The organism is Streptomyces aureus (genome assembly GCF_001418135.1).
Lineage (GTDB): Bacteria > Actinomycetota > Actinomycetes > Streptomycetales > Streptomycetaceae > Streptomyces > Streptomyces aureus_A.
The window spans coordinates 16,537-40,106 of the sequence record NZ_LIPQ01000067.1 but is presented as its reverse complement, the minus strand read 5'-3'; the positions used below and the strand labels follow the sequence as shown (position 1 = coordinate 40,106).

Genomic DNA, 23,570 nt, shown 5'->3' with positions numbered 1-23,570 from the left:
GGGGGACGCTCCGGGACCGTGATCGGGATCGCGTGACGTACGGCGCGTGCCGGGCGTTGAGCAGTGCGGCTTCTTCCCACGCGCCACCCGCCACGCCCCACACCTCACGCGCCACACCTCACTCGCACGCGCCACACATCACGCCTTGCGTCCCGGACACGGTCCCCGCGCGTCCCGCACTCCCGTGCGGCGCCGGGCTCGGGCGAGGGCTGCGTCCTCGCCCGAGCCGGTGCGTCAGGTCAGTGCGCGCCGAGGAAGGCGCCCTCCGGGCCCTTCTCCCAGCCCTTCTCGTGACACGAGCCGGTGAAGATCGTTCCGTAGACGGCCGGGACGCCGGCCACCGAGCAGTGCGAGCTGAAGCCCGCGCCGCCGGCGGAGAAGTACCCGGCCCCGAATCCGTCGTCGGCGAGCGCGGAACCGGCGCCGCCCAGCAGGATGCCCACGGCCAGGACAGACGCGGCGAGAGAACGCATGACTACTCCTCAAGATCTCGGAATGACGGGCCAGAAGGTGCTCGTCTGCCGGTCAAACGCCCCGGAAACGGGCGAGACACGGCGTCTCACTCCAATGCAGGGCAGTCCGACCCCGGGGTCACACGGGCGCAGAAACGATGCTCTCCAGCCACCCGTTGGGGAGCGCCCTCACTGCGATGACCTGGCCTTTGTCACCCGGACAGCCTGCACGGCAGTGGGCGTCCGCTTCGGGACCGCCCGCCGCTCGCTTGATTGCGACCGGAGGATCCCCCTATCCTGAGTTTGTGCCGCTACTAAACAAAGTACGGACGGCCGTTCCGGGGGGCTCCGGCGGAGACACCGCCACCCACTCCCTGTCCCGCCTCCGCGTCGCCCTGACCCTCTTCTTCGCTCTCGACGGTTTCCTGTTCGCCGGCTGGGTCGTCCGGATCCCCGCCGTCAAGCAGCAGACCGGCGCCTCGGCCGGTGACCTCGGCCTCGCCCTTCTCGGGGTGTCCGCCGGCGCCGTCGTCACCATGACGCTGACCGGGCGACTCTGCCGCCGCCACGGCTCCCACGTCGTCACCGTCGCCACCGCCGTACTCCTGTCGCTGTCGGTCGCCCTGCCGGCGCTCACCCGGTCGCCCCTCGCCCTCGGCCTCGTCCTGCTCGTGTTCGGCGCCGCGTACGGGGGGATCAACGTCGCCATGAACAGCGCCGCCGTGGACCTCGTGACCGCGCTCCGGCGCCCGGTGATGCCCAGCTTCCACGCCGCGTTCAGCCTCGGCGGCATGATCGGCGCCGGGCTCGGTGGCCTGCTCGCCGGGGGCCTGTCCCCGACCGCCCATCTGCTGGGTCTCACCGGGGTCGGTCTGACGCTCACCGCGGTCGCCGGGCCCGTACTCCTGCGTCACCCCTCCCCCGCCCCGGCGCCCGAATCCCTGGCACCGGCAGCCGGCGCGCACCGCGGGCAGTCCGGCGGGTCGCGGCGCATCGTCCTGGTCTTCGGCGTGATCGCCCTCTGCACGGCGTACGGCGAAGGCGCACTCGCCGACTGGGGCGCCCTCCACCTGGAGCAGGACCTCGGCGCGCACCCGGGGGTGGCCGCCGCCGGGTACTCCGTGTTCGCGCTGACCATGACCGCGGGGCGCCTCTCCGGCACCACCCTGCTCGAACGCCTCGGTCAGACCCGGACCCTGGTCCTCGGTGGCGCCACGGCCGCCGCCGGGATGCTGCTCGGCGCGCTCGCGCCGAGCATCTGGGCCACCCTGCTCGGCTTCGCGATCACCGGTCTCGGGCTCGCCAACATCTTCCCCGTCGCCGTGGCCCGCGCCGGTGCCGTCGCCGGTCCCGCCGGGGTGGCGACGGCGTCCACGCTCGGTTACGGGGGCATGCTGCTCGGTCCGCCGTCCATCGGGTTCCTCGCCGACTGGTTCTCCCTGCCGGTGGCGCTCACCACCGTCGCCGTGCTCGCGGCCGGTGCCGCCGCCATGGGGTACTGGGCACGGAACGCCGGAGCGGCCCGGGCGAGTTGAGCCCCCGGCACGCCCGCGGCTGGGAGAATTCACCCATGGACGTGTCGCACGGGAGAACGCTCAAGGTCGTCGAGTACGTCGACGCCCTGGAGACCGCCGGCCGGGCCCTCGCGGTGGCGGCGACCGAGGCCGGGCCGGACGCGGAGGTGCCGACCTGTCCCGGGTGGCGGGTCCGGAACCTCCTCCGGCACACCTCGATGGTGCACCGCTGGGCCACGGATCTCGTCGTCCACGCGCGCACCGCGTACCAGCCGGACGGTGGCGAGACCCCGCTCGACGGCGACGAGCTCCTGGCCCACTTCCGGGAGGGGCAGGCGGGTCTGGTCGCCGCCCTGCGGGCGGCGCCGGAGTCCCTCGAGTGCTGGACCTTCCTGCCCGCGCCCTCGCCGCTCGCCTTCTGGGCGCGACGGCAGGCGCACGAGACCACCGTCCACCGCGCGGACGCCGAGTCGGCGCTCGCGGCGGGGCCGCGGCGGGTGGAGCCGTCGCTCGCGGTCGACGGCATCGACGAGCTGCTGTTCGGGTTCCACGGCCGGAACCGCAGCCGGGTGCGGACGGCCGGACCCCGGACCCTGCGGGTGCGGGCCACCGACACGGGTGACGTGTGGACCGTGCGGCTTTCGGCGGCCGAGCCGCCCCGGACCGAGCGGGACGGTGGGGCGCCGGGGCCGGTGGACACCGAGCTCGCCGGCGCCGCCGACCAGCTGTACCTCGTCCTGTGGAACCGGCTGCCCGTCGACACCGTGACGCTCACCGGCGACGCGGAGCTCGCACGGGTGTGGCGCGAGACCTCCGGGGTCACCTGGTCCTGAACCCGGGACCGCTCAGACCGTCCCGTCCAGCATCCGGGTCAGTACGTCGCGCTGGAGGGGCCGGACCTCGGCATGGCGGGCAAGGCCCTTCCCGGTCAGCTTCACCTGGACGCCGCGCCGGTCCTCGGCACACATCCCCCGCACGACCAGGCCGTCCTTCTCCAGACGTGCGATCAGCCGGGACAGGGCGCTCTGGCTGAGGTGGACCCGGCCGGCCAGCTCCTGGACGCGCCAGGAGGCCGGGCCGTCCTCCGTCGCACCCTCCGCGAGCACGTCGAGGACCTCGAAGTCGCTGGCGCCGAGGCCGTAGGGATGGAGCGCCCGGTCGAGCTCACAGGTCGTACGGGCGTGCAGGGCGAGGACGTCACGCCACTCGTCCACGAGCGCGCGTTCGGACTTGTTCGCTGCCATGGCCGCACGTTAGCAGAAGCGACCCCTTTTGTTGCATGGGAATTAAATGCGCTTGCATTCAATGCACGTGCATGTACTGTCCTGCCCATGACCTCTCCGCTCACCGACGCACCCACCGGTGCGTCCGACTCCGCACAGGAACGCTGGAGTCCGCGCCTCTGGGGCACCCTGCTCGTGCTCTGCGCCGCGATGTTCCTCGACGCCCTCGACGTCTCCATGGTCGGTGTGGCCCTGCCCTCGATCGCCACCGATCTCGGCCTCTCCACCGCCACCCTCCAGTGGATCGTGAGCGGCTACATCCTCGGCTACGGCGGCCTGCTCCTCCTCGGCGGCCGCGCCGCCGATCTGCTCGGCCGCCGCCGGGTCTTCCTCATCGCACTGGCCGTGTTCGCGCTCGCCTCCCTGCTCGGCGGGCTCGTCGACTCCGGGCCCCTCCTGATCGCCAGCCGCTTCATCAAGGGGCTGAGTGCCGCTTTCACCGCCCCCGCCGGCCTGTCGATCATCACCACGACCTTCAAGGAGGGCCCGCAGCGCAACCGGGCCCTGTCCATCTACACCACCTGCGCCGCCACCGGCTTCTCGATGGGCCTGGTCCTGTCCGGGCTCCTCACCGAGCTGAGCTGGCGCTGGACGATGCTGCTCCCCGCCCCCATCGCCCTCGTCGCCCTGGTGTTCGCGCTCCGGCTCATCCCGCACAGCGCCCGGGATAACTCCTCCGGCGGCTACGACCTGCCGGGCGCCGTCACCGGCACGGCCGCGATGCTGCTGCTCGTCTTCACTGTCGTCCAGGCCCCCGAGACCGGCTGGACCTCCGTGCGCACCCTGCTGTCCTTCGTCGTGGCCGCCGCCCTGCTCGTCTCCTTCGTCCTGATCGAACGCCGCAGCGCGAGTCCCCTCGTACGGCTCGGAGTGCTGCGCTCCGGCTCGCAGGTACGGGCCCAGCTCGGCGCGGCGGCGTTCTTCGGCTCGTACGTCGCCTTCCAGTTCATCGTGACCCAGTACATGCAGTCACTGCTCCACTGGTCGGCGCTCCAGACCGCCCTCGCCTTCCTGCCGGCCGGTGTGCTCGTGGCGCTCTCCTCCACCAGGATCGGCGGCATCGTGGACCGCTTCGGCACCCCGCGGGTGATCGCCGTCGGCTTCACACTGCTCGTCGTCGCGTACGCGCTGTTCCTGCGCGTCTCCCTCACCCCGCAGTACGCCGCCGTCATCCTGCCGTCGATGCTGCTGCTCGGCGCGGCCTGCGCGCTGGTCTTCCCCTCGCTCAACATCCAGGCCACCAACGGGGTCGACGACGACGAGCAGGGCATGGTGTCGGGGCTGCTCAACACCTCGATCCAGGTGGGCGGCGCGCTGTTCCTCGCCGTCGTCACCGCCGTGATCACGGCGGACGGCGGCGAGGGCACCGCCTCGCCGCAGGCGGTCCTGGACGACTTCCGTCCGGGACTGGCCGTGGTCACGGCCATCGCCCTGGCCGGGCTGCTCATCACGCTGCCGGGCCTCCGGACGAGGCGGAAGCAGGACGGCGAACCGTCGGTCGTCGTCGCCCGCTCCACCCCGTCGGGGGCGGGCGCCACGGCCGCCGGCAGCGGTACGGCCACCGAGAACGCCCCGGCGAAGGTCGCGGTCCACGACTAGGGGTGCCTTCCGGATCTCGCTCCGGCGAGATCCGCCCGCGCAGGCCCGGCCGTCCGGGCGACCGGCCGTCTGGGCGACCGGCCGTCCGGGCGGCCGTGGGCCCGACTCCCCTCAGCCGAGCCAGCCGGGGCGGACGAGTCCCGACTCGTAGGCCAGGACCACGAGTTGGGCCCGGTCACGGGCACCGAGTTTCACCATGGCGCGGCTTACATGGGTCTTGGCGGTGAGAGGGCTGACGACCAGTCGGCGGGCGATCTCCTCGTTCGACAGGCCGACGCCCACCAGGGCCATCACCTCCCGTTCCCGCTCGGTCAGGGCCCCGAGGGACTCCGTCGCCCCCGGGGCCTTGGAGCGGGCCGCGAACTCCTCGATCAGACGGCGGGTCACGCCCGGGGAGAGCAGTGCGTCCCCGTGGACGACGGCCCGTACGGCCCGCAGCAGTTCCTCCGGCTCGGTGTCCTTGACCAGGAAACCGGAGGCGCCCGCGCGGATCGCCTCGAAGACGTACTCGTCGAGCTCGAAGGTGGTCAGCATGACGACCCTGACCTCGGCGAGGTCCGGGTCGTCCGTGATGTGGCGGGTGGCCTCCAGGCCGTCGAGCCGCGGCATCCGGATGTCCATGAGGACGACGTCGGGGCGCAGGGCGCGCACCCGCTCCACGGCCTCGTCGCCGTCGGCGGCCTCCCCCGCGACCTCGATGTCGGGCTGGGCGTCGAGCAGCGCGCGGAACCCCGCCCGGACCAGCGACTGGTCGTCGGCGAGCAGCACTCGGATCACGGGGTCTCCTGCGGTGACGGGGGCTCTTCCTGGTGGAACGGGAGTACGGCGTGGACGCGGAAGCCGCCGTCCGGGAGTGCGCCCGCCTCGATGGTGCCACCGAGGGCGGCGGCCCGCTCCCGCATGCCGGCGAGACCGTTGCCGCTGCCACCCGCCTCGGTGCCGGTGGCCGGTCCTTCGTCGTCGACCGTCAGGTCCAGGTGCCCGGAGCCGTACCCGATCCGTACCCGGGCCGCACGCGAACCGGAGTGGCGCACCACGTTGGTGAGCGCCTCCTGCACGATCCGGAAGGCGGCGAGATCGGCGCCGGGCGGCAGGTCGGTGCGCGGTCCCGTCGTCCCGACGGTGACGGTGAGGCCGGCGGCGCCGGCCTGTTCGACGAGTTCGGGGAGCCGGTCGAGTCCGGGGGCGGGCGCCCGGGGCGCGTCGCCGCGGGTGCGGAGGGTGTCGAGGACCTGGCGCACCTCGCCGAGCGCCTCCTTGCTGGCCGCCTTGATGGTGGTCAGCGCGGTGCGGGCCTGCTCGGGGTCGGAGTCCAGGAGGGCGAGGCCGACCCCGGCCTGCACGTTGATCACGGAGATCGAGTGGGCGAGCACGTCGTGGAGTTCCCGGGCGATACGGAGCCGTTCCTCGTCGGCGCGCCGCTCCTCGGCGGCGGCCCGGTCGGCCCGTAGTTGCGCCCGCTGCTCACGCCGTACGCGAACCGTCTCGGAGGCGGCCAGTACGGCGACGGCGAACGCGGCCGCGGGCAGCTCCTGCCCCCAGGGAGCGGGCCCGTCGCCCGCCGGGGGCAGCCAGCGGTAGAGCCAGTGCGAGAGCAGCAGATGACCCGCCCAGAGCAGGCCGAGGGCCCAGGCCGCGGCGGTCCGGTGCCCGTGCACGACGGCCGCGAAACAGGCGACGGCGACCATGACGAACACCGGGCCGTACGGATAACCCGCAAGGAGGTACCCGAGGGTGACGGCCGCGACGCCGAACACCACCGGCACCGGCCACCGGTGGCGGAACAGCAGGGGCGCCGCCCCGAGGAGCAGCAGGGCACGCCCGAGCGCGTCGAGCGCCTCCCGGTCGGGCTGGTTCCTCGCGGCGAACCCGGTCCCCGCCATGACGACCACGGCGATCAGGAGCGTGGACCGCCAGGGCGTGCCGTTGCCGCCGTCCCCGCGCTGCCACCGGCCCCAGTCGCGGCCGGCCGGCCCGCCCGGATGCTCGTGCGCCCGGCGCTCACCCGACCGGTGGTCATGCGACCGGCGCTCACGAGGCCGGTGGTCGGGCAACCGGCGCTCGCGCGTCCGCCGCTCCCCCGGCTCGCGCGCCGGACTCGCGTCGTCACGCCCGTGTCCCTGTCCGCGCCCGCCCCTCCGCTCCTGATCCATGTCAGCCACGCTAGCCGTGCGGGACCCGGGGAAACGTCAGCCCGACGGGGTGGTCACCCGTACTCCCGGGGGAGTAGACGGCGTCCCGTCCGTACGGGTGCCGCCGCGGGTCGGCACGTCGTCCTCCCGGGAGCCCCGCGAGCCTCGCCGCGCGCATGAAGGCGGGCTTCCCGGCGCGTGGCGCGCCGTCTCAGCCGCGCGGCAGCAGGCCCACGTCCTGGCCGAGTCGGCGGGCCGCCGCAGCGAAGAACGCCTCGCGGTCCTCGACGATGTTGTGGAAGTGGCCGAACACCTCGAAGGAGATCAGTCCGAAGAGCTGCGACCAGGCGGCCACGAGCGTGACCGCGAGGGCCGGAGGGAGGTCCGGGGCGATGTCGGCGGCCAGCCGGGCGGCCTCGGGACGGAGTCCTTCCGGGAGCGGGGGCAGGGCGACACCCTCGCCGGTGTGCGCGCCGCGGGCGGTCTCGATGAGGACGAGGCCGACGCGGGAGGCGGGGACGATCGTGTCCTGGGGCGCGCTGTAGCCGGGGACGGGGGAACCGTAGATCAGGGCGTACTCGTGCGGGTGGGCGACGGCCCAGGCGCGGACGGCCCGGCAGACGGCGGTCCATCGGTCCAGGGGGCGCTGCCCCGCCGTCTCGGACGCGGCCTTCTCCGCTGCGGCGCCGATCGCGTCGTACGCGTCGACGATCAGCGCGGTGAGGAGGTCGTCGCGGCTCGGGAAGTAGCGGTAGAGCGCGGAGGAGACCATGCCCAGCTCACGGGCGACGGCCCGCAGGGACAGCTTGGCGGCGCCCTCGGCGGCGAGCTGGGTGCGGGCCTCGTCCTTGATGGCGGCGGTGATCTCGATACGGGCGCGGGCGCGGGCTCCTCGAACGGTCGTCATGGAGAGCAGTGTGCCATTTTCAGAGCGCCGATATGAAATGAGAGCACTGCTCTTGATTGTGAGCGGCGATTCCTGCAGACTCGAAGCAAGCGAGAGCAGTGCTCACAGTTTGCTCCCGGTCTCACCGCCCGGCACCGCCGTCATTCGGCACCGCTTCGTCCCGCAGGAGGAACCCATGTCCGCACGGCCCACCGGCTCCGAGCCCGCCGCCCACGTCATGAAGCCCGGCTGGTTCACCGTGAACGTCCTCAACCGCGCCGTCGCCTGGGCGACCCGCCGCGGCTTCAGCGTCTGGGGCTCCCGCGTGCTCGCCGTCCGCGGACGCAAGAGCGGCGAGTGGCGCCGTACCCCCGTCAACCTCCTGACAGTGGACGGAGTCCGGTACCTCGTGGCCCCCCGCGGCCACGTCCAGTGGACCCACAACATGCGGGCCGCCGGCGGCGGCCGGCTGATCCTCGGCAAGCACGTGCAGGACTTCACCGCCGTCGAGGTCGCCGACGACGACAAGCCCGCGCTGCTGCGTGCCTACCTCAAGCGCTGGAAGGCCGAGGTCGGCGTCTTCTTCGGCGGCGTCGGCCCCGACTCCACCGACGAGGAGCTGCGCGCCGTCGCGCCGAAGCACCCCGTCTTCCGCGTCACGCCGACGGGCCCCACCACTCCGGCCGCGTGAAACCGGCCGGAGCGGCGGAGCCCGTCCGCTTCACTCACTTCTGAGTACGCCAGGTACGCCCCTCCGGGGCGTCAGACCACTTCGGGGGCCTCGGGAGTCTCCGGCTTCGCGGAAGCGTCGGCCTTCGAGCCTTCCTGGACCTCGGACCGCACCCCGGCCTGCGCCTCGGACCGCGCCTCGCCCTTCGCCTCCGCGTCCGCGTAGGCCTCGGGTGCCGACCGCTCGCCCTTGCCGACGCCCCGGCCCGCCGGGCCGACACCCGACGAGGTGTCCATGCGCTTGTCGAGGATCTCCAGGGCCCGCCGGGCCATCCCGTTCGAGCGGACCATGCCGCCGAGCGTCGTCGAACCCCGGGTGATGTCGGCGAACGCGTTCCAGGCGGGGCGCAGCCCCGTCAGCGTCGCGTGCAGGAGCCCCGGCCGCCGCTCGAAGACGGCGAGCATGCGCCGCCCGACGGCCATCTCGACGCCCAGCCCGGCCTTGATGGCGAAGGCGTAGTTCAGGGCCTGACGCCGGGCGTCGACCGCGTCGTTGGCCTCGGCGACCCGTACCGCCCACTCGCCGGCGAGCCGGCCCGAGCGGAGCGCGTACGAGATGCCCTCACGCGTCCACGGCTCCAGGAGCCCCGCCGCGTCGCCGCAGACGAGGACCCGGCCGCGGGAGAGCGGCGAGTCGTCGGTGCGGCAGCGCGTCAGATGGCCGGAGGAGATCGTGGGCTCGAAACCGGACAGGCCGAGCCGGGCGACGAAGTCCTCCATGTACCGCTTGGTGGCGGCGCCCTCGCCGCGCGCCGAGATGACGCCGACCGTCAGGGTGTCGCCCTTGGGGAAGACCCACCCGTAACTACCGGGCATCGGGCCCCAGTCGATGAGGACGCGGCCCTTCCAGTCCTCCGCCACGGACGGCGGTACGGGAATCTCCGCCTCCAGGCCCAGGTCGACCTGACCGAGCTTCACCCCGACGTGCGCACCTATCCGGCTGGCACTGCCGTCGGCCCCGACGACCGCGCGCGCGAGCACGGTCTCGCCGTCGGCGAGGACCACGGCGACGGTCCGCCGGTCCGGGACCGCCGGGCCGTGCTGCTCCACGCGGGTCACCGTGACGCCGGTCCGCAGCTCGGCGCCGGCCTTCTGGGCGTGCTCGACGAGCTGGGCGTCGAACTCCGGGCGGTTGATGAGCCCGAAGAGCATCTTCCGCGAGCGGCGGGTACGGGCGAAGCGGCCGTCCAGGGAGAAGGTGACGGCGTGCACCCGGTCCTGGAGGGGCAGTTCGAAGCCGGGCGGCAGACAGTCGCGGGAGGGGCCGATGATGCCGCCGCCGCAGGTCTTGTACCGGGGCAGCTCGGACTTCTCCAGGAGGAGCACCCGTCGGCCGGCCACCGCGGCCGCGTAGGCCGCGGACGCGCCGCCGGGCCCCGCGCCGACGACCACGACGTCCCAGACCTCGGTGTCCTCACCGTCCACGACGTCCAGGGCGGTCACGGCGTCGACGTCCTGGGCGGTCACGGCGTCGGCGTCCACGACGTCCGAGGCCTCCTCCGCGGGCGCTCCGTCGTGCGGTTCGTGGGACGCCTCGGCGTCCGTGACCTGGTCCGGCGCCTCGTCCGTGACATCGTCCGACACCGCGTCCGACACCCCGCCCGTGATGCCCTCAGGAGCCGCGCCTCCGGGCGCGGTGCTCTCCGGACCGGCGTTCTCCGCTTGCTCGCTGCTCACGATGTGCTTCTGCTCCTGATCCGACCGGTGGTCTGCTCCTGACGCATCCTACGGCGCGGTAGCCAGAGGCCCGCGCCGTAGGATCGGCGGTGCGTTCGCCGTACCACGACATACGCCGAACGCCGTCCTCACGTCGTAAACGTCGCACCCATCAGGAGCGTGCCCATGACCTCGAATCCGATCGCCGAGACCGTCCGGTCCCTGATGCCCCGTGCCAAGGCCGAGCTCACGGAGCTGGTGGCCTTCGAGTCGGTGGCGGACGAGGCCGTGGCGCCCCGGAGCGAGTGCGAGGGCGCCGCGAACTGGGTCGCGGACGCGCTGCGCGCCGAGGACTTCCAGGACGTGGCGCTGCTCGACACCCCGGACGGCTCGCAGGCCGTGTACGGCATCCTGCCCGGCCCGGCCGGCGCGCCGACCGTTCTTCTGTACGCGCACTACGACGTGCAGCCGAAGCTGGACGAGTCCGCCTGGCTCTCCCCGCCGTTCGAGCTGACGGAGCGGAACGGTCGCTGGTACGGGCGTGGCACGGCCGACTGCAAGGGCGGCTTCATCCTGCACCTGCTCGCGCTGCGCGCCCTCAAGGCGAACGGCGGCGTTCCCGTGACGGTCAAGGTGATCGTCGAGGGTTCGGAGGAGCAGGGCACCGGCGGTCTGGAGCGGTACGCCGAGCAGCACCCCGAGCTGCTGACCGCCGACGCCATCGTGATCGGCGACGCGGGCAACTTCCGGGTGGGCCTGCCGACGGTGACCGCGACCCTGCGCGGCATGACGATGATCCGGGTGGGGATCGACACCCTGGAGGGCAATCTGCACTCCGGCCAGTTCGGCGGCGCCGCGCCGGACGCGCTGGCCGCGCTGATCCGCGTACTGGACTCGCTGCGCGGCCCGGACGGTTCGACCGTCATCGACGGGCTGCCGGGCGACCAGGTGTGGGAGGGGCTGCAGTACCCGGAGGAGGACTTCCGCCAGGACGCCAAGGTCCTCACCGGCGTGGCCCTGCCGGGTGCCGGTACGGTCGCCGACCGGATCTGGGCGCGTCCCGCCGTCACCGTCATCGGCATCGACTGCCACCCGGTGGCCGGGGCGACCCCGTCGATCCCGTCCTCGGCCCGCGCACAGCTGAGCCTGCGGGTGCCGCCGGGCCTGGACTCGGCCGAGGTGACGAAGCTGCTCTTCGCGCACATCGAGGAGCACACGCCGTGGAACGCCCGGGTCTCCCTCGAACAGGTCGGTCAGGGTCAGCCGTTCCAGGCGGACACGTCGAGCCCGGCGTACGCGTCGATGGCCGAGGCGATGCGGATCGCGTACCCCGGTCAGGAGATGCAGACGGCGGGCATGGGCGGCTCGATCCCGCTGTGCAACACGCTGGCCTCGCTGTACCCGGAGTCGGAGATCCTGCTGATCGGTCTGAGCGAGCCCGAGGCGCAGATCCACGCCCCCAACGAGTCCGTCTCGCCGGACGAGCTGGAGCGGCTGTCCGTGGCCGAGGCGCACTTCCTGCTCAACTACGCGCGCTCGAAGCAGAACTGACGGGCGGACGCGTTCAGCGTTCGGCGAAGCTCGCCGAGAGCGTAGAAGCATGCGGCGGACCTGCGCAGATGCGTAGGTTCGCCGTATGGCATCCATCGAGCTCACCAGGATCACCCCGCGTCTGCACCTCCTCGACTACTCCATCGGCCAGGCCTACCTCTGGCAGGACGAGGAGGGGCTGACCCTGATCGACGCCGGCTGGGCCGGCATGGCGGACGAGACGGCCGCGGCGATACGGTCCGCCGGCCTGGACCCGCACCGGCTGCGCCGGATCGTGCTGACCCACTGCCACCGGGACCACGTGGGCTCGGCACAGGAGCTGGCGGACCGGCACGGGGCCGAGATCCTCGCGCACGGGCTCGACGCGCCGGTGATCCGGGGCGAGGCACCGGTGCCGGAGCCGCACCTCCTGGACTGGGAGGTGCCGCTGTTCGAGCACGGCGTGACCTCGCCGGAGGCGCCGCCGACCCGGGTCGACCGGGAGGTCGAGGACGGCGAGGTGCTGGACTTCGGCGGCGGAGCGGTGGTGGTGCACTCCCCCGGCCACACGCCCGGTTCGATCGCCGTCCATCTCCCGCGCCACGGTGTGCTGTTCACCGGGGACACGGTGGCGTCGGTGCCGGACGTGATGTTCGGCGTGTTCCATGTCGACCGTGCTCTCGCGCTGGACTCGATGCGGCTGCTCGCGAAGCTGGGCCCGTCGGTGCTGTGCTGCGGGCACGGCGCGCCGGTGACCTCGGACACGGCGGCGCGACTGACCGCGGCGGCCGCGACGGCGACGGCCTGACCGCGGCCGTCTGCGCACCAGGGGGACGCGCGATCACGGCCTTCGACCCGCCACCGGGGCGACTGCCACGGCCGTCGGCCTCACCAGGAAAGCACACGACCCACGGCCTTCGGCCCACCACGGGGGCGCAGGATCGCGGCCGTCGGCATACCGCCGGGCGCCGGACCGTGGCCGTCGCCCCACCGGGTCTCGCGGTCGTCGCCGTCAGCCCACCGGATCCCCGGCCTCCAGGTTGAGCACCGTGCCGCGCTCGCGGGCGCGCAGGGCCCAGCGGAGGCGGCGGTATCGGACGGGGGGCAGGAGGTCGGCGGCCTCCTCCTCGGTGACGAAGCGCCAGTCGCGGAGTTCGGCGCCGGGGAGGTGGAGGCGTTCCGTGTCGGCGGGGCCGAGCGTGCCGCCGTCGAAGAGGAGGCGGAGTCCGCCGTAGCCGGGCGGCCGGGGGCGTTCCCAGTCGACGAGCAGGAGGCGGGGTACGGCGGCGAGTTCGAGGCCTATCTCCTCGGCCACCTCGCGCATTCCGGCGCGGGCCGGGGCCTCACCGGCCTCGACGACCCCGCCGGGGAACTCCCATCCCGGCTTGTAGGTGGGGTCGACCAGGAGGAAGCGGTCCCGCTCGTCGAAGAGCAGGACTCCGGCTGCGACGGTCTCGCCGGTCGGTTCGGGGGTCTGGACGATGCCGCAGGGGGCGGCGTGGCCGGCCCGGACCGCGTCGGCGACGGACCGGGCGGCCTCGGCCGCGGTGAGCGCCGAGGTGTCGACCACGTACGCGTCGGCGGCGAGCCAGTCGAGCGCGGCCCGGTACGGCGCGAGATGGCCGTGACACCACTCCCGGACGCGGGCGTCGACGTCGGGGTCGTCGTACTCGGACCTGCCGTCGATCCGCTCCCGCAGGATCGTTTCCTCCGGGGCGAGCAGCACATGGCGGACGTCGATGCGACGGGCGGCGAGCCCGCCGAAGATCTCGTCCCGGTACTCCTGGCGCAGCAGGGTCATGGGGACGACCAGGACGCCGCCGAGCTCGGCGAGCAGGGCGGCGGCGGTGTCGACCACCAGGCGCCGCCAGATCGGCAGGTCCTGGTAGTCCTCGACCTCGGCGAGCCGCTTGGCCGGCAGCAGGCCGCGCAGGCCCCCGCCGGTGACCTCGGGGTCGTACAGCGTGCTGTTCGGGATCAGATCGACCAGCTCGCGCGCGGTGCTGGACTTCCCCGCGCCGAACGCACCGTTGACCCAGACGATCACGATTCCCCCTCTTCGACAGCCCCCTGTGGATTGCCCCCAACACCCTGCCACGAAAACCACGAACACATGTCCTGGCATATGCGTCCCCTTGGGCATGAGCGTGACACTTCCGCGCGGGGGTCGTTGAGAACGGCAAGCACGAGGGGGTGCGGAGAAATGAGTCGTAGGGTTCTCGAACGTTTTCCGGCCGGCGGCCCGCGGGGCAGCTGGCCGGCGGAGGAGTTCGCCGGGGCGCGAAGGGACGAGGGGGTGCCGGCCCGGGTCGTCATGGACCTGGAGTCCGACACCTTCCTGGTGATCGTCGAACAACGGGCGGCGGAGCGGGTACGGGAGGACTGAGCCGGGGCAGGTCGGCCAGGTCGTGGACGAAGCGGTGGGCCTCGGGTCGGGCCGCCGGTCGGATCCTCAGGACACCGCCCGATGGGCCTCCGGTCGGGCGGCCGAGCGGGCCCTCAGGACACCGCCCGATGGGCCTCCGGTCGGGCGGCCGGGCGGGCCCTCAGGACACCGCTGCCGCCGCGGCGCCCAGGAGGCCCGCGTCGGTGCCCGTGAGGGCCGGGACGACCGTCAGGTTCCGGACGAAGTCGAGCGTGGCGTACGTGCCGAGGGCGCGGCGCAGCGGGGCGAAGAGGACCTCTCCGGCGCCCGCCACCCCGCCGCCGACGACCGCGATGTCGATCTCGACGAGGGTGGCCGTCGCGGCGATGCCCGCCGCGAGGGCCTGGGCCGCCCGCTCGAACGAGGCCAGGGCGACCGGGTCCCCCGCACGCGCCGCGGCGGCCACGGCGGCCGCGGAGGCGTCGCCGTCGGCCCCCGGGCGCCAGCCGTTCTCCAGGGCACGGCGGGCGATGTGCGGGCCGCTGGCGATGCGTTCGACGCAGCCGCGTCCGCCGCAGGCGCAGGGCTCGCCGTCCATGTCCACCACCATGTGGCCGATGTGACCGGCGTTGCCGGTGGGGCCGGGGTGGACCCTTCCCCCGAGGACGAGGCCCCCGCCGACGCCTGTGGAGACCACGAGGCAGAGAGCGTTGTCGTGACCGCGGGCGGCGCCGAGCCAGTGCTCGGCGGCCGTCATGGCGACGCCGTCGCCGACCAGGGTGACGGGCCGTCCGCCCGTCGCCTTGTGGACCCGTTCGACGAGCGGGAAGTCGCGCCAGCCGGGCACGTTGACCGGGCTGACGGTCCCCCGGTACGCGTCGACCGGGCCCGCGCTGCCGATGCCGACGGCCCCGGCGGCCTCCCACAGGGGCGAGTCCGCGAGCTCGGCGAGCACGTCCCCGACCGCGCCCATCACCGTCTCGCCGTCCTCACGCGCGGGCGTGGGCCGCTGGGAGCGGACGCGGAGGCGCCCCTCGCCGTCGACGAGGGCGCCGGCGATCTTGGTGCCCCCGATGTCGAGAGCGACGACGAGTCCGTCGATGGGGCCCGTGGCGGGATCGGTCTGCATGGGCGCGGGGTCTCCAGTCGGCGACGGACGGACGGAACGCTGTCTATCGTGTCCCGTTCCGTACAGTCTCCCCTCCCGTGACAACGTTGTCCAGGCTCTATGATTCGGCCAGGGAGTCGATCAGACACCGCTGTACGACCAGCGGACACCGCTGGACGACCGGCCGGACCACCCTTCGGCCGGACAACCCGACCTTCGACGGAGGAACCGCGCACCGTGGCCGACATCGCCCGCCGCACCGAGCACCGCTACGGCAACCGGCCCACGATGAAGGACGTCGCCGCGCGCGCGGGCGTCGGCCTGAAGACGGTGTCCCGGGTCGTGAACGGCGAGCCCGGGGTCACCCCGGACACCGAGCGACGGGTCCAGGAGGCCATCGAGGCCCTCGGCTTCCGCCGCAACGACAGCGCGCGGGTCCTGCGCAAGGGCAGGACGGCGACCGTCGGCCTCGTACTCGAGGATCTCGCCGACCCGTTCTACGGACCGCTCAGCCGGGCGGTCGAGGAGGTCGCGCGGGCGCACGGCGCGCTGCTCATCAACGGTTCCAGTGCCGAGGACCCGGCCCGGGAGCAGGAACTTGCGCTGGCCCTGTGCGCGCGCCGGGTCGACGGCCTGATCGTCATCCCCGCAGGTGACGATCACCGGTATCTGGAGCCGGAGATCAGGGCGGGCGTCGCCACCGTCTTCGTCGACCGCCCCGCGGGGCTGATCGACGCCGACGCCGTGCTGTCCGACAGCTTCGGCGGGGCGCGTGACGGCGTGGCCCATCTGATCGCCCACGGACACCGCCGGATCGGCTTCATCGGCGACCGGCCCCGTATCCACACCGCGTCCGAGCGGCTGCGCGGCTACCGCGCGGCGATGGAGGACGCGGGCCTGCCGGTCGACGACGCCTGGGTCTCGCCGGGCTCCACGGAGCCGGAGCGGGTGAGGACGGCCGTACGGGAGATGCTGGACGCGGCGGAGCCCGTGACGGCGCTGTTCGCGGGGAACAACCGGGTGATGGTCACGGTGGTCCGCGCCCTCGCGGAGCGCCCTCGGCCGGTGGCCCTGGTCGGCTTCGACGACATGGAACTGGCCGATCTGCTCGGCATCACGGTCATCGCCCAGGACGCGGCCGCGCTCGGACGGACGGCGGCGGAGCGTCTCTTCCGGCGTCTCGACGGGGTCGACGACGTGCCGGAGCGGGTGGTGCTGGGCACCACGCTGCTCGCGCGCGGTTCGGGCGAGATCCCGCCGTCGGCCGGCTGAGCGACGGATGCCGGGGCAGTAACCCCGACGGCGGCGGCTGCCGGGGCAGGAGCCGTCCGCGCGGCGAGAGATGCCGAGGCGGGAGCCGCCCGCGCGGCGGCGGCCGTCGGGGCCGCCGCATGGGCGGCGGACCCGTCCGCCTCTTCTCCCGCTACTCGGCGGAGGCCGTCAGGTCGCCGCGTCGCGGGGCCGCGAAGCGGTCGAGGGCCGCGCGGTCCATGCCCGTGAGCGCGTCGACCTCGGCGGTGTCGAGGGCGCCGCAGTCGATGCCGCGCAGCAGGTAGGAGCTGAGTGCCTTGGCGGTCGCCGGCTCGTCCATCACGTCGCCGCCCGCGTGGTTGGCGTACGCGGAGAGGCGCTTGGCGGCGGCCTCGAAGCCCTCGCGGTAGAAGGCGAAGACGGCGGCGTACCGGGTGGGGATGTGGCCCGGGTGCATGTCCCAGCCCTGGTAGTACGCGCGGGCGAGCGCACGGCGGGTGAGGCCGTAGTGGAGGCGCCAGGCCTCGTGGACGTGCTCGGTGGAGCCGACCGGGAGGACGTTGGTGGAGCCGTCGGAGACCCGTACGCCCGTGCCCGCCGCGGCGACCTGCATGATCGCCTTGGCGTGGTCGGCGGCCGGGTGGTCGCTGGCCTGGTAGGCGGCGGAGACGCCGAGGCAGGCGCTGTAGTCGAAGGTGCCGTAGTGCAGTCCGGTGGCGCGGCCCTCGGCTGCGCCGATCATGCGGGCGACGGCGGCGGTGCCGTCGGCGGCGAGGATGGACTGGCTGGTCTCGATCTGGATCTCGAAGCCGAGGCGGCCGGCGTCGAGGCCGTGGGCCTTCTCGAAGGCCTCCAGGAGGCGGACGAAGGCGGAGACCTGCTCGGGGTAGGTGACCTTGGGGAGGGTGAGGACGAGCCCGTCGGGCAGGCCGCCGTTCTCCAGCAGGCCGGTGAGGAAGACGTCGGTGGTGCGGATGCCCCGGTCGCGTACCGCGGACTCCATGCACTTCATCCGGATGCCCATGTACGGGGCGGCCGTACCGTTCCGGTACGCCTCCGAGATCAGCCGGGCGGCGCGGGCGGCGTCCTGGTCCTCGTCGACGCCGGCGTAGCCGTCCTCGAAGTCGACCCGCAGGTCCTCGATCGGCTCGCGCTCCAGCTTCGCGCGTACGCGGCCGTGGACATCCTCGGCGAGGTCGTCGGTGAGGCCGAGTACGGCGGCGAAGGAGGCGGCGTCGGGGGCGTGCTCGTCGAGGGCGGCGAGGGCCTGGTCGCCCCAGGAGCGGATGGTGCCGGCCCCGAAGGCGTTGCCGGGGACGTAGACGGTGTGGACGGGCTGGCGGGTGCCGGGGTCTCCCGGGTAGCGGCGGTCCAGCTCGGCGTCCACCGCTGCGAGGGAGGCGCTGATGCCCTCGCTGACCGCGCCCGCGAGGCTCGTCGACACCTTCTCCTGCTGACCCATCCCACATCCTCCTATTTTCCGCTTCACGGAATCAACAATCCGTATGGCGAAGTTAGTAGTCCGTCGGGACCTGAGTCAATGGTTGTCCGAAACGGCCGGGGGCCGCGCGGTGATCATCACCACGCGGCCCCCGGACCGTACAGAAGCGCAGGTCACGCCCGCGCTGCGAGATCAGCCCTTGCGGGACTTGACCTCTTCGGTCAGCTGCGGGACGACATCGAAGAGGTCGCCCACGACGCCGTAGTCGACCAGGTCGAAGATCGGCGCCTCGGCGTCCTTGTTGATCGCGACGATCGTCTTCGAGGTCTGCATGCCCGCGCGGTGCTGGATCGCGCCGGAGATGCCCGAGGCGATGTACAGCTGCGGCGAGACCGACTTGCCGGTCTGGCCGACCTGGTTGGAGTGCGGGTACCAGCCGGCGTCGACGGCGGCACGCGAGGCGCCGACGGCGGCACCGAGCGAGTCGGCGAGCGCCTCGATGATGCCGAAGTTCTCGGCACCGTTCACGCCACGGCCACCGGAGACCACGATCGCGGCCTCGGTGAGCTCCGGGCGGCCGGTCGACTCGCGCGGGGTGCGGGCGGTCACCTTGGTGCCGGTGGCCAGCGCGCCGAAGGAGACCGCGAGGGCCTCGACGGCACCGGCGGCCGGGGCGGCCTCGACCGGGGCGGAGTTCGGCTTGACGGTGATGACCGGGGTGCCCTTGGAGACACGGGACTTGGTGGTGAAGGAGGCGGCGAACGCGGACTGCGTCGCGACCGGGCCCTCGTCACCGGCCTCCAGGTCCACGGCGTCCGTGATGATGCCGGAGCCGATGCGGACCGCGAGACGGGCCGCGATCTCCTTGCCCTCGGCGGAGGAGGGGACGAGCACGGCGGCCGGCGAGACGGCCTCGTAGGCGGCCTGGAGCGCGTCGACCTTCGGGACGACCAGGTACTCGGTGAACTCGGGGGCGTCGGCCGTGAGGACCTTCACCGCGCCGTGCTCGGCGAGGACGGCCGCGGTGTCGGCGGCGCCGTTGCCCAGCGCGACGGCGACCGGGTCGCCGATGCGGCGGGCGAGGGTCAGCAGCTCCAGGGTGGGCTTGCGGACGGCTCCGTCGACGTGGTCGACGTAGACGAGAATCTCAGCCATGGGACTTCAATCTCCTGCGAACGAAAGGGGCGGTCTGAGGGGCTCGCGCGAGCCTTAGATGAACTTCTGGCCCGCGAGGAACTCGGCGAGCTGCTTGCCGCCCTCGCCCTCGTCCTTGACGATCGTGCCGGCGGTGCGCGCCGGACGTTCGGCGGCGGAGTCGACCGCGGTCCAGGCGCCGGCGAGGCCGACCTCGTCCGCGTCGATGTCCAGGTCGTCCAGCTCCAGGGACTCCACCGGCTTCTTCTTGGCGGCCATGATGCCCTTGAAGGACGGGTAGCGCGCCTCGCCGGACTGGTCGGTCACCGACACGACCGCCGGGAGGGAGGCCTCCAGCTGCTCGGAGGCGGAGTCGCCGTCGCGGCGGCCCTTCACGACGCCGTCCTCGATGGAGACCTCGGAGAGCAGCGTGACCTGCGGGACGCCCAGGCGCTCGGCGAGGATCGCCGGGAGGACACCCATGGTGCCGTCGGTGGAGGCCATACCGGCGATGACGACGTCGTAGCCGGTCTTCTCGATCGCCTTGGCGAGCACCAGCGAGGTGCCCATGACGTCGGTGCCGTGCAGGTCGTCGTCCTCGACGTGGACGGCCTTGTCGGCGCCCATGGAGAGCGCCTTGCGGAGCGCGTCCTTGGCGTCCTCGGGGCCGACCGTCAGCACGGTGACCTCGGCGTCGTCCGCCTCTTCGGCGATCTGCAGTGCCTGCTCGACGGCGTACTCGTCGAGCTCCGACAGCAGGCCGTCGACGTCGTCGCGGTCGACCGTCAGGTCGTCCGCGAACTTCCGGTCTCCGGTCGCGTCGGGCACGTACTTCACACAGACAACGATCCTCAAGCTCACGCCGGCTCTCCTACTGCATCGTCATAACTGGGCTGCCTTGTTGCTCGCAGCATAGGCGCCTGAAGGGCGGGTTTCCGGTCGGGGCGCCGGACGCCCCGACCAAAATATTACTCGCCAGTACACCCAGTCCGTTACCAGTAAGCAAGCGCTCAGCGATGTGATCTGCCCTACGCGCGGAGAGCGGCGCGCGCGGGAACTCTCAGTCGCGCAGCGCGTTGAAGCGGCCGTGGTGATAGAGGAGCGGCCGGCCCGCCCCGTCCGGGTCCCCGGCGACGGCCTGCGCGATCACGATCCGGTGGTCCCCCGCGGGCACCCGGGCGACCACCCGGCAGACCAGCCAGGCGAGTACGCCGTCGAGTACGGGCACGCCCTCGGGTCCCACGCTCCAGCGGGTCCCCTCGCCGAAGCGGTCGGCCCCGCTGTGGGCGAAGGTGGCGGCGAGTTCCTGCTGGTGTTCGCCGAGTATGTGGACGCCGATGTGCTCGGCCTCGGCGAGCACGGGCCAGCTGGAGGAGCCCGTACCCACCCCGAAGGAGATGAGCGGGGGTTCGGCGGCGACGGAGTTGAGAGAGGTCGCGGTGAAGCCGACGGGTCGATCCCCGTGCGCGGTGACGACCGCGACGCCGGCCGCGTGCCGCCGGAAGACGGAACGGAGCAGATCCGGGGAGGCCTGGCGGGGTGCGCCGATGGTGGGAACGGTGCCGGGTCGGAGGTCGGGCGTGACCGTCATGGAGTTGTCCTTCTGCGAGGGCGGCATGAGAGAGGTCCGGGGGTGGTCAGACACCCGGACAGCGCGCGCTCGCGTTGCGGGCCAGGTCCACGTGGGTCCGGCCGTAGAGAAGGAGTTCTTGGGGCACCCCGTCAGAGTGGCGATCGTTGCCGCGTGCAGTCAAGTGCGTACCGGGATGTGGGAGAAGTGTCACCGCGTCAGACCGCCCGCCCCAGGGCGGCGATGACGTCCGCCTTGCGGGGCTGTCCCGCGGCCCGGCGGACGACGCGCCCGGTCCGGTCGAGGACGAGGACGGTGGGCGTCCTGGCGATGCCGAGGGCGCGTACGAGATCGAGCCGTTCCTCGGCGTCGATCTCCACGTGCCCGACGCCCGGGACCATCGCGGCGACCTCGGCGAGGGTGCGACGGGTGGCCCGGCACGGCTGACAGAAAGCGGTGGAGAACTGGACGAGGGTGGCCCGCTCCCCCAGTGGTACGCCGAGCGCCTCGGGTCCCAGCGTGTCGGTTCCGGGTATCTCGGTCACCCCTGCTCCCTGCTCCGTCGGCCGTCTCACCTGGTGCAGCGTCGCACGGGAGGATTCGATTCCCGCCACGACCACCGCGAGTGACGAGAATCTCCCTGTACGAAGCCGCCTGGGCTGGTCACGGCGGCCCACATGGGGCACGATCTGCCCAAAGCCGAAAACCTACGGCTGCGTAACTTCGCCGGGAGAACCCTCCCCAGGCACGGAAGAAGGGGTTCCTCCCAGATGGCAGAACTCGTGTATCGGCCGGTCATCGGCGCCGCTCTGACCATGTTCAAGGCGCTCGACCTGAAGATCGACACGCAGGGTTCGGAGCACATCCCGCGCACGGGTGGCGCGGTGCTCGTCTCCAACCACATCAGCTATCTGGACTTCATCTTCACGGGCCTGGCCGCGCTCCCGCAGAAGCGTCTCGTGCGCTTCATGGCGAAGGACTCGGTCTTCCGGCACAAGGTCTCGGGGCCGCTGATGCGCGGCATGAAGCACATCCCGGTGGACCGCTCGGCGGGCGAGCACGCCTACAAGCACGCGCTGGAGTCGCTGCGGGCCGGCGAGATCATCGGCGTCTTCCCCGAGGCGACCATCTCCCAGTCGTTCACCCTCAAGGGCTTCAAGACCGGTGCGGCGCGGCTCGCCCAGGAGGCCGGGGTCCCGCTGATCCCGATGGCCCTCTGGGGTACGCAGCGCGTCTGGACCAAGGGCCGCCCCCGCAACTTCAAGCGCAGCCACATCCCGGTGACGATCCGCGTCGGCGAGCCCATGGAGGCTCCCGCCGACCAGTACGCGGGCGCCATCACCCGGCGGCTGCGCGAGCGCGTCCAGGAGCTGCTGGAGGCCGCGCAGCGCGCCTACCCGGTGCGCCCCAAGGATGCGAACGACACGTGGTGGGTGCCCGCCCACCTCGGGGGTACGGCTCCGACGCCGGCCGAGGTCAAGGACGCCGGCTGACGGCGGGACGCCGTCGAACGGCACCGCGCTGAATCGTCACTCCGGGTCGCGGACCGTGATCCTGGCCCCCGGGCTGAGCCTCTCCAGCGACTCCGCCAGTTCGGTGCCCGCCGCGAGGAGCTCGCCCCGGGTCATCGGGGCGAGCGATTCGAGCAGGAAGAGCGCGTCGACGGTGTCGTCGTCGATACGGGTGCGGGGGCCCTGGCGCCAGTTCCAGCGGCGGCAGGTCACCCCCTCCTCGTCGCACCAGACGACCTCCCCTGCCTCGGGGTGCTCCACGGTCTCGGCACCGCCCGCCATGGTGACGAAGGGCTCGCCGCCGGTGGCCCGGACCAGGCGCATGGCGCCCCGGATCCTGCCCAGGTCCTCGCCGCCGACCGGAATGAGGTGGGCGACGCTCACCGCGTTGTAGGCGTCGACGAGCCGGTTGACGCGGGGCAGCCCGCCGTCCGCGAGCGCCCGCCTGGCGAGCGCTTCCGCGGAGTTGCGGGTGCGGGAGGGCTTGGCGCCGAACGCGGTGTACGCGGCGCGCCAGGCGGCGATGTGCGGGTCCTGGTCCGGGGTCCGGCCGTCGAGCCGCTCGGCGAGCCGGCGCGCGGCGTCGTCGAGGAGGGCCGAACCGGCGTCGTCACTGGGTCCGTTGACGAGGCCATGGGCCTCGATCACCAGAGCGGTGAAGCCGGGTACGAGGGTGCGCACCTCGTCGGAGACGGTGAGCGTGAGGGTCATGGTCCGCCGTTCGCTGAAGTCCGGGGTCAGAGCTCCGTGGGGAGCGTCCGCCAGAGGTACGGCCGGTCGGGCGCGGCGCGCAGCGCGTCCAGAACAGCCGGATGCGGTTCAGTGTAGAGCACCGGATAATCCACTTCATTGAACTGCGGGCGCACGGTCCAGGCCAGCCGCTCCTTCCCCAGGGAGAACTGGGCATCGACTCCGGGCTTGTTCCCGCGCACGTCCTGGCGGGCCCAGGCCCGCTCCCCCGGCAGCAGCACGGCGACGAGACCGTGGATCACCGGGTGGGAGCCGTCGTCGTCGGCGAGCCGCTGGTAGCAGAGGGCGGCCGGGATGCCGCGGGCCCGCAGGAGCGCGGCGTACGCGATCGACTTGGCATAGCAGATGCCGGTGCGCTGCTCCAGGACGTCGGAGGCACGCCAGGTGACGCGGGGGTCGTCGGCGTCGGCGGAGTGCGGGACGGTGTCGCGTACGTACCGGTAGGCCGCCTCGGCGTATGTGTATGCATCGGGGCGCTCCTCGGCGAGGCGGTGCACGACCTCCCGGACCACCGGATGGTCGTGGTCGACGGCCTCACCCGCGGCCAGATAGGCCGCGATGTCGGGGTTCTGCTGGATGAGTTCCCTTCGTTCCATGCGCATCGAGCGTACGGAAGCGGCCGGACGAAAGTCAATGACTTTCCATCCGGCCGCATACTC

24 protein-coding genes are annotated in these 23,570 nt (G+C 72.9%); 9 read left to right on the top strand and 15 right to left on the bottom strand.

Annotation, left to right across the window (positions count from 1 at the left end):
• Positions 1-239: 239 nt before the first annotated feature.
• A complete protein-coding gene (locus AOK00_RS07330; protein ID WP_055599491.1) occupies positions 240-473 on the bottom strand; it encodes a hypothetical protein in 234 nt (77 codons plus the stop codon).
• A 284-nt stretch (positions 474-757) separates the two neighbouring features.
• On the opposite strand from AOK00_RS07330, the gene AOK00_RS07325 reads away from it, so the two are divergent.
• Together AOK00_RS07325 and AOK00_RS07320 are read left to right on the top strand one after the other, a co-directional pair.
• Positions 758-1,987: an MFS transporter gene (locus tag AOK00_RS07325; protein WP_055599490.1), complete on the top strand. Its 1,230-nt coding sequence runs from the start codon at positions 758-760 to the stop codon at positions 1,985-1,987.
• A 35-nt stretch (positions 1,988-2,022) separates the two neighbouring features.
• A complete protein-coding gene (locus AOK00_RS07320) occupies positions 2,023-2,799 on the top strand; it encodes a maleylpyruvate isomerase family mycothiol-dependent enzyme (protein WP_055599489.1) in 777 nt (258 codons plus the stop codon).
• A 12-nt stretch (positions 2,800-2,811) separates the two neighbouring features.
• Here the strand turns inward: AOK00_RS07320 and AOK00_RS07315 are convergent, their stop codons facing one another.
• Positions 2,812-3,210: a MarR family winged helix-turn-helix transcriptional regulator gene (locus AOK00_RS07315; RefSeq protein WP_055599488.1), complete on the bottom strand. Its 399-nt coding sequence runs from the start codon at positions 3,208-3,210 to the stop codon at positions 2,812-2,814.
• An 87-nt stretch (positions 3,211-3,297) separates the two neighbouring features.
• On the opposite strand from AOK00_RS07315, the gene AOK00_RS07310 reads away from it, so the two are divergent.
• Positions 3,298-4,848 carry an MFS transporter gene (locus AOK00_RS07310; RefSeq protein WP_055599487.1) on the top strand — a complete coding sequence of 517 codons (1,551 nt, stop codon included), beginning with the start codon at positions 3,298-3,300 and terminating at the stop codon, positions 4,846-4,848.
• Between the two features lie 111 nt (positions 4,849-4,959).
• Here the strand turns inward: AOK00_RS07310 and AOK00_RS07305 are convergent, their stop codons facing one another.
• The 3 genes from AOK00_RS07305 to AOK00_RS07295 all read right to left on the bottom strand — a co-directional run bounded on the left by AOK00_RS07305 (position 4,960) and on the right by AOK00_RS07295 (position 7,887).
• Positions 4,960-5,625: a response regulator transcription factor gene (locus AOK00_RS07305; RefSeq protein ID WP_055599486.1), complete on the bottom strand. Its 666-nt coding sequence runs from the start codon at positions 5,623-5,625 to the stop codon at positions 4,960-4,962.
• Entirely contained in the window at positions 5,622-7,001 is a 1,380-nt protein-coding gene (locus tag AOK00_RS07300) for a sensor histidine kinase (protein ID WP_437441398.1), read from the bottom strand. The genes AOK00_RS07305 and AOK00_RS07300 overlap by 4 nt, the downstream gene beginning before the upstream one ends.
• 190 nt (positions 7,002-7,191) lie before the next feature.
• Complete coding sequence (locus AOK00_RS07295; protein WP_055599485.1) at positions 7,192-7,887, bottom strand: TetR/AcrR family transcriptional regulator; 696 nt, start codon at positions 7,885-7,887, stop codon at positions 7,192-7,194.
• A 175-nt stretch (positions 7,888-8,062) separates the two neighbouring features.
• Here AOK00_RS07295 and AOK00_RS07290 point away from each other — a divergent pair, with 175 nt between their 5' ends.
• The gene (locus AOK00_RS07290) at positions 8,063-8,557 is read left to right on the top strand and encodes a nitroreductase family deazaflavin-dependent oxidoreductase (RefSeq protein WP_055599484.1); all 495 of its coding nucleotides are present in this window, start codon (positions 8,063-8,065) and stop codon (positions 8,555-8,557) included.
• A gap of 71 nt (positions 8,558-8,628) precedes the next feature.
• Here the strand turns inward: AOK00_RS07290 and AOK00_RS07285 are convergent, their stop codons facing one another.
• Positions 8,629-10,272, bottom strand: coding sequence for a geranylgeranyl reductase family protein (locus tag AOK00_RS07285; RefSeq protein WP_437441397.1), 1,644 nt, complete (start codon positions 10,270-10,272; stop codon positions 8,629-8,631).
• 165 nt (positions 10,273-10,437) lie between these two features.
• On the opposite strand from AOK00_RS07285, the gene AOK00_RS07280 reads away from it, so the two are divergent.
• Together AOK00_RS07280 and AOK00_RS07275 are read left to right on the top strand one after the other, a co-directional pair.
• Positions 10,438-11,802, top strand: coding sequence for a dipeptidase (locus tag AOK00_RS07280; RefSeq protein WP_055599483.1), 1,365 nt, complete (start codon positions 10,438-10,440; stop codon positions 11,800-11,802).
• Positions 11,803-11,887: 85 nt separating this feature from the next.
• Positions 11,888-12,589 (top strand): MBL fold metallo-hydrolase, encoded by a 702-nt coding sequence (locus tag AOK00_RS07275; RefSeq protein ID WP_437441396.1) that lies wholly within the window; start codon positions 11,888-11,890, stop codon positions 12,587-12,589.
• Positions 12,590-12,793: 204 nt separating this feature from the next.
• Here AOK00_RS07275 and AOK00_RS07270 read toward each other — a convergent pair whose 3' ends face one another.
• Positions 12,794-13,828, bottom strand: coding sequence for an NUDIX hydrolase (locus tag AOK00_RS07270; RefSeq protein ID WP_055599482.1), 1,035 nt, complete (start codon positions 13,826-13,828; stop codon positions 12,794-12,796).
• Between the two features lie 156 nt (positions 13,829-13,984).
• On the opposite strand from AOK00_RS07270, the gene AOK00_RS07265 reads away from it, so the two are divergent.
• Positions 13,985-14,167 carry a hypothetical protein gene (locus AOK00_RS07265; protein WP_055599481.1) on the top strand — a complete coding sequence of 61 codons (183 nt, stop codon included), beginning with the start codon at positions 13,985-13,987 and terminating at the stop codon, positions 14,165-14,167.
• A gap of 160 nt (positions 14,168-14,327) precedes the next feature.
• On the opposite strand, the gene AOK00_RS07260 is transcribed toward AOK00_RS07265, so the two are convergent.
• Positions 14,328-15,275: an ROK family protein gene (locus AOK00_RS07260; RefSeq protein WP_055599480.1), complete on the bottom strand. Its 948-nt coding sequence runs from the start codon at positions 15,273-15,275 to the stop codon at positions 14,328-14,330.
• A 216-nt stretch (positions 15,276-15,491) separates the two neighbouring features.
• On the opposite strand from AOK00_RS07260, the gene AOK00_RS07255 reads away from it, so the two are divergent.
• On the top strand, positions 15,492-16,526 hold the full coding sequence (locus AOK00_RS07255) for a LacI family DNA-binding transcriptional regulator (RefSeq protein WP_055599479.1): 1,035 nt from the start codon (positions 15,492-15,494) through the stop codon (positions 16,524-16,526).
• Between the two features lie 151 nt (positions 16,527-16,677).
• Here AOK00_RS07255 and AOK00_RS07250 read toward each other — a convergent pair whose 3' ends face one another.
• The 5 genes from AOK00_RS07250 to AOK00_RS07230 all read right to left on the bottom strand — a co-directional run bounded on the left by AOK00_RS07250 (position 16,678) and on the right by AOK00_RS07230 (position 21,195).
• Positions 16,678-17,967 (bottom strand): DUF6986 family protein, encoded by a 1,290-nt coding sequence (locus tag AOK00_RS07250; RefSeq protein ID WP_055599478.1) that lies wholly within the window; start codon positions 17,965-17,967, stop codon positions 16,678-16,680.
• Positions 17,968-18,138: 171 nt separating this feature from the next.
• A complete protein-coding gene (locus tag AOK00_RS07245) occupies positions 18,139-19,101 on the bottom strand; it encodes an electron transfer flavoprotein subunit alpha/FixB family protein (RefSeq protein WP_055599477.1) in 963 nt (320 codons plus the stop codon).
• A 54-nt stretch (positions 19,102-19,155) separates the two neighbouring features.
• Positions 19,156-19,941 carry an electron transfer flavoprotein subunit beta/FixA family protein gene (locus AOK00_RS07240; RefSeq protein ID WP_055599476.1) on the bottom strand — a complete coding sequence of 262 codons (786 nt, stop codon included), beginning with the start codon at positions 19,939-19,941 and terminating at the stop codon, positions 19,156-19,158.
• 199 nt (positions 19,942-20,140) lie between these two features.
• Entirely contained in the window at positions 20,141-20,671 is a 531-nt protein-coding gene (locus AOK00_RS07235) for a flavin reductase family protein (RefSeq protein ID WP_055599493.1), read from the bottom strand.
• Between the two features lie 197 nt (positions 20,672-20,868).
• On the bottom strand, positions 20,869-21,195 hold the full coding sequence (locus tag AOK00_RS07230) for a TlpA family protein disulfide reductase (protein ID WP_055599475.1): 327 nt from the start codon (positions 21,193-21,195) through the stop codon (positions 20,869-20,871).
• Positions 21,196-21,420: 225 nt separating this feature from the next.
• Between AOK00_RS07230 and AOK00_RS07225 the strand changes: the two genes are divergently transcribed.
• Entirely contained in the window at positions 21,421-22,143 is a 723-nt protein-coding gene (locus AOK00_RS07225; RefSeq protein ID WP_030326028.1) for a lysophospholipid acyltransferase family protein, read from the top strand.
• Between the two features lie 36 nt (positions 22,144-22,179).
• Here the strand turns inward: AOK00_RS07225 and AOK00_RS07220 are convergent, their stop codons facing one another.
• On the bottom strand, positions 22,180-22,872 hold the full coding sequence (locus AOK00_RS07220; RefSeq protein WP_055599474.1) for a B3/B4 domain-containing protein: 693 nt from the start codon (positions 22,870-22,872) through the stop codon (positions 22,180-22,182).
• A gap of 26 nt (positions 22,873-22,898) precedes the next feature.
• Positions 22,899-23,507: a transglutaminase-like domain-containing protein gene (locus AOK00_RS07215; RefSeq protein WP_055599473.1), complete on the bottom strand. Its 609-nt coding sequence runs from the start codon at positions 23,505-23,507 to the stop codon at positions 22,899-22,901.
• Positions 23,508-23,570: the final 63 nt, after the last annotated feature.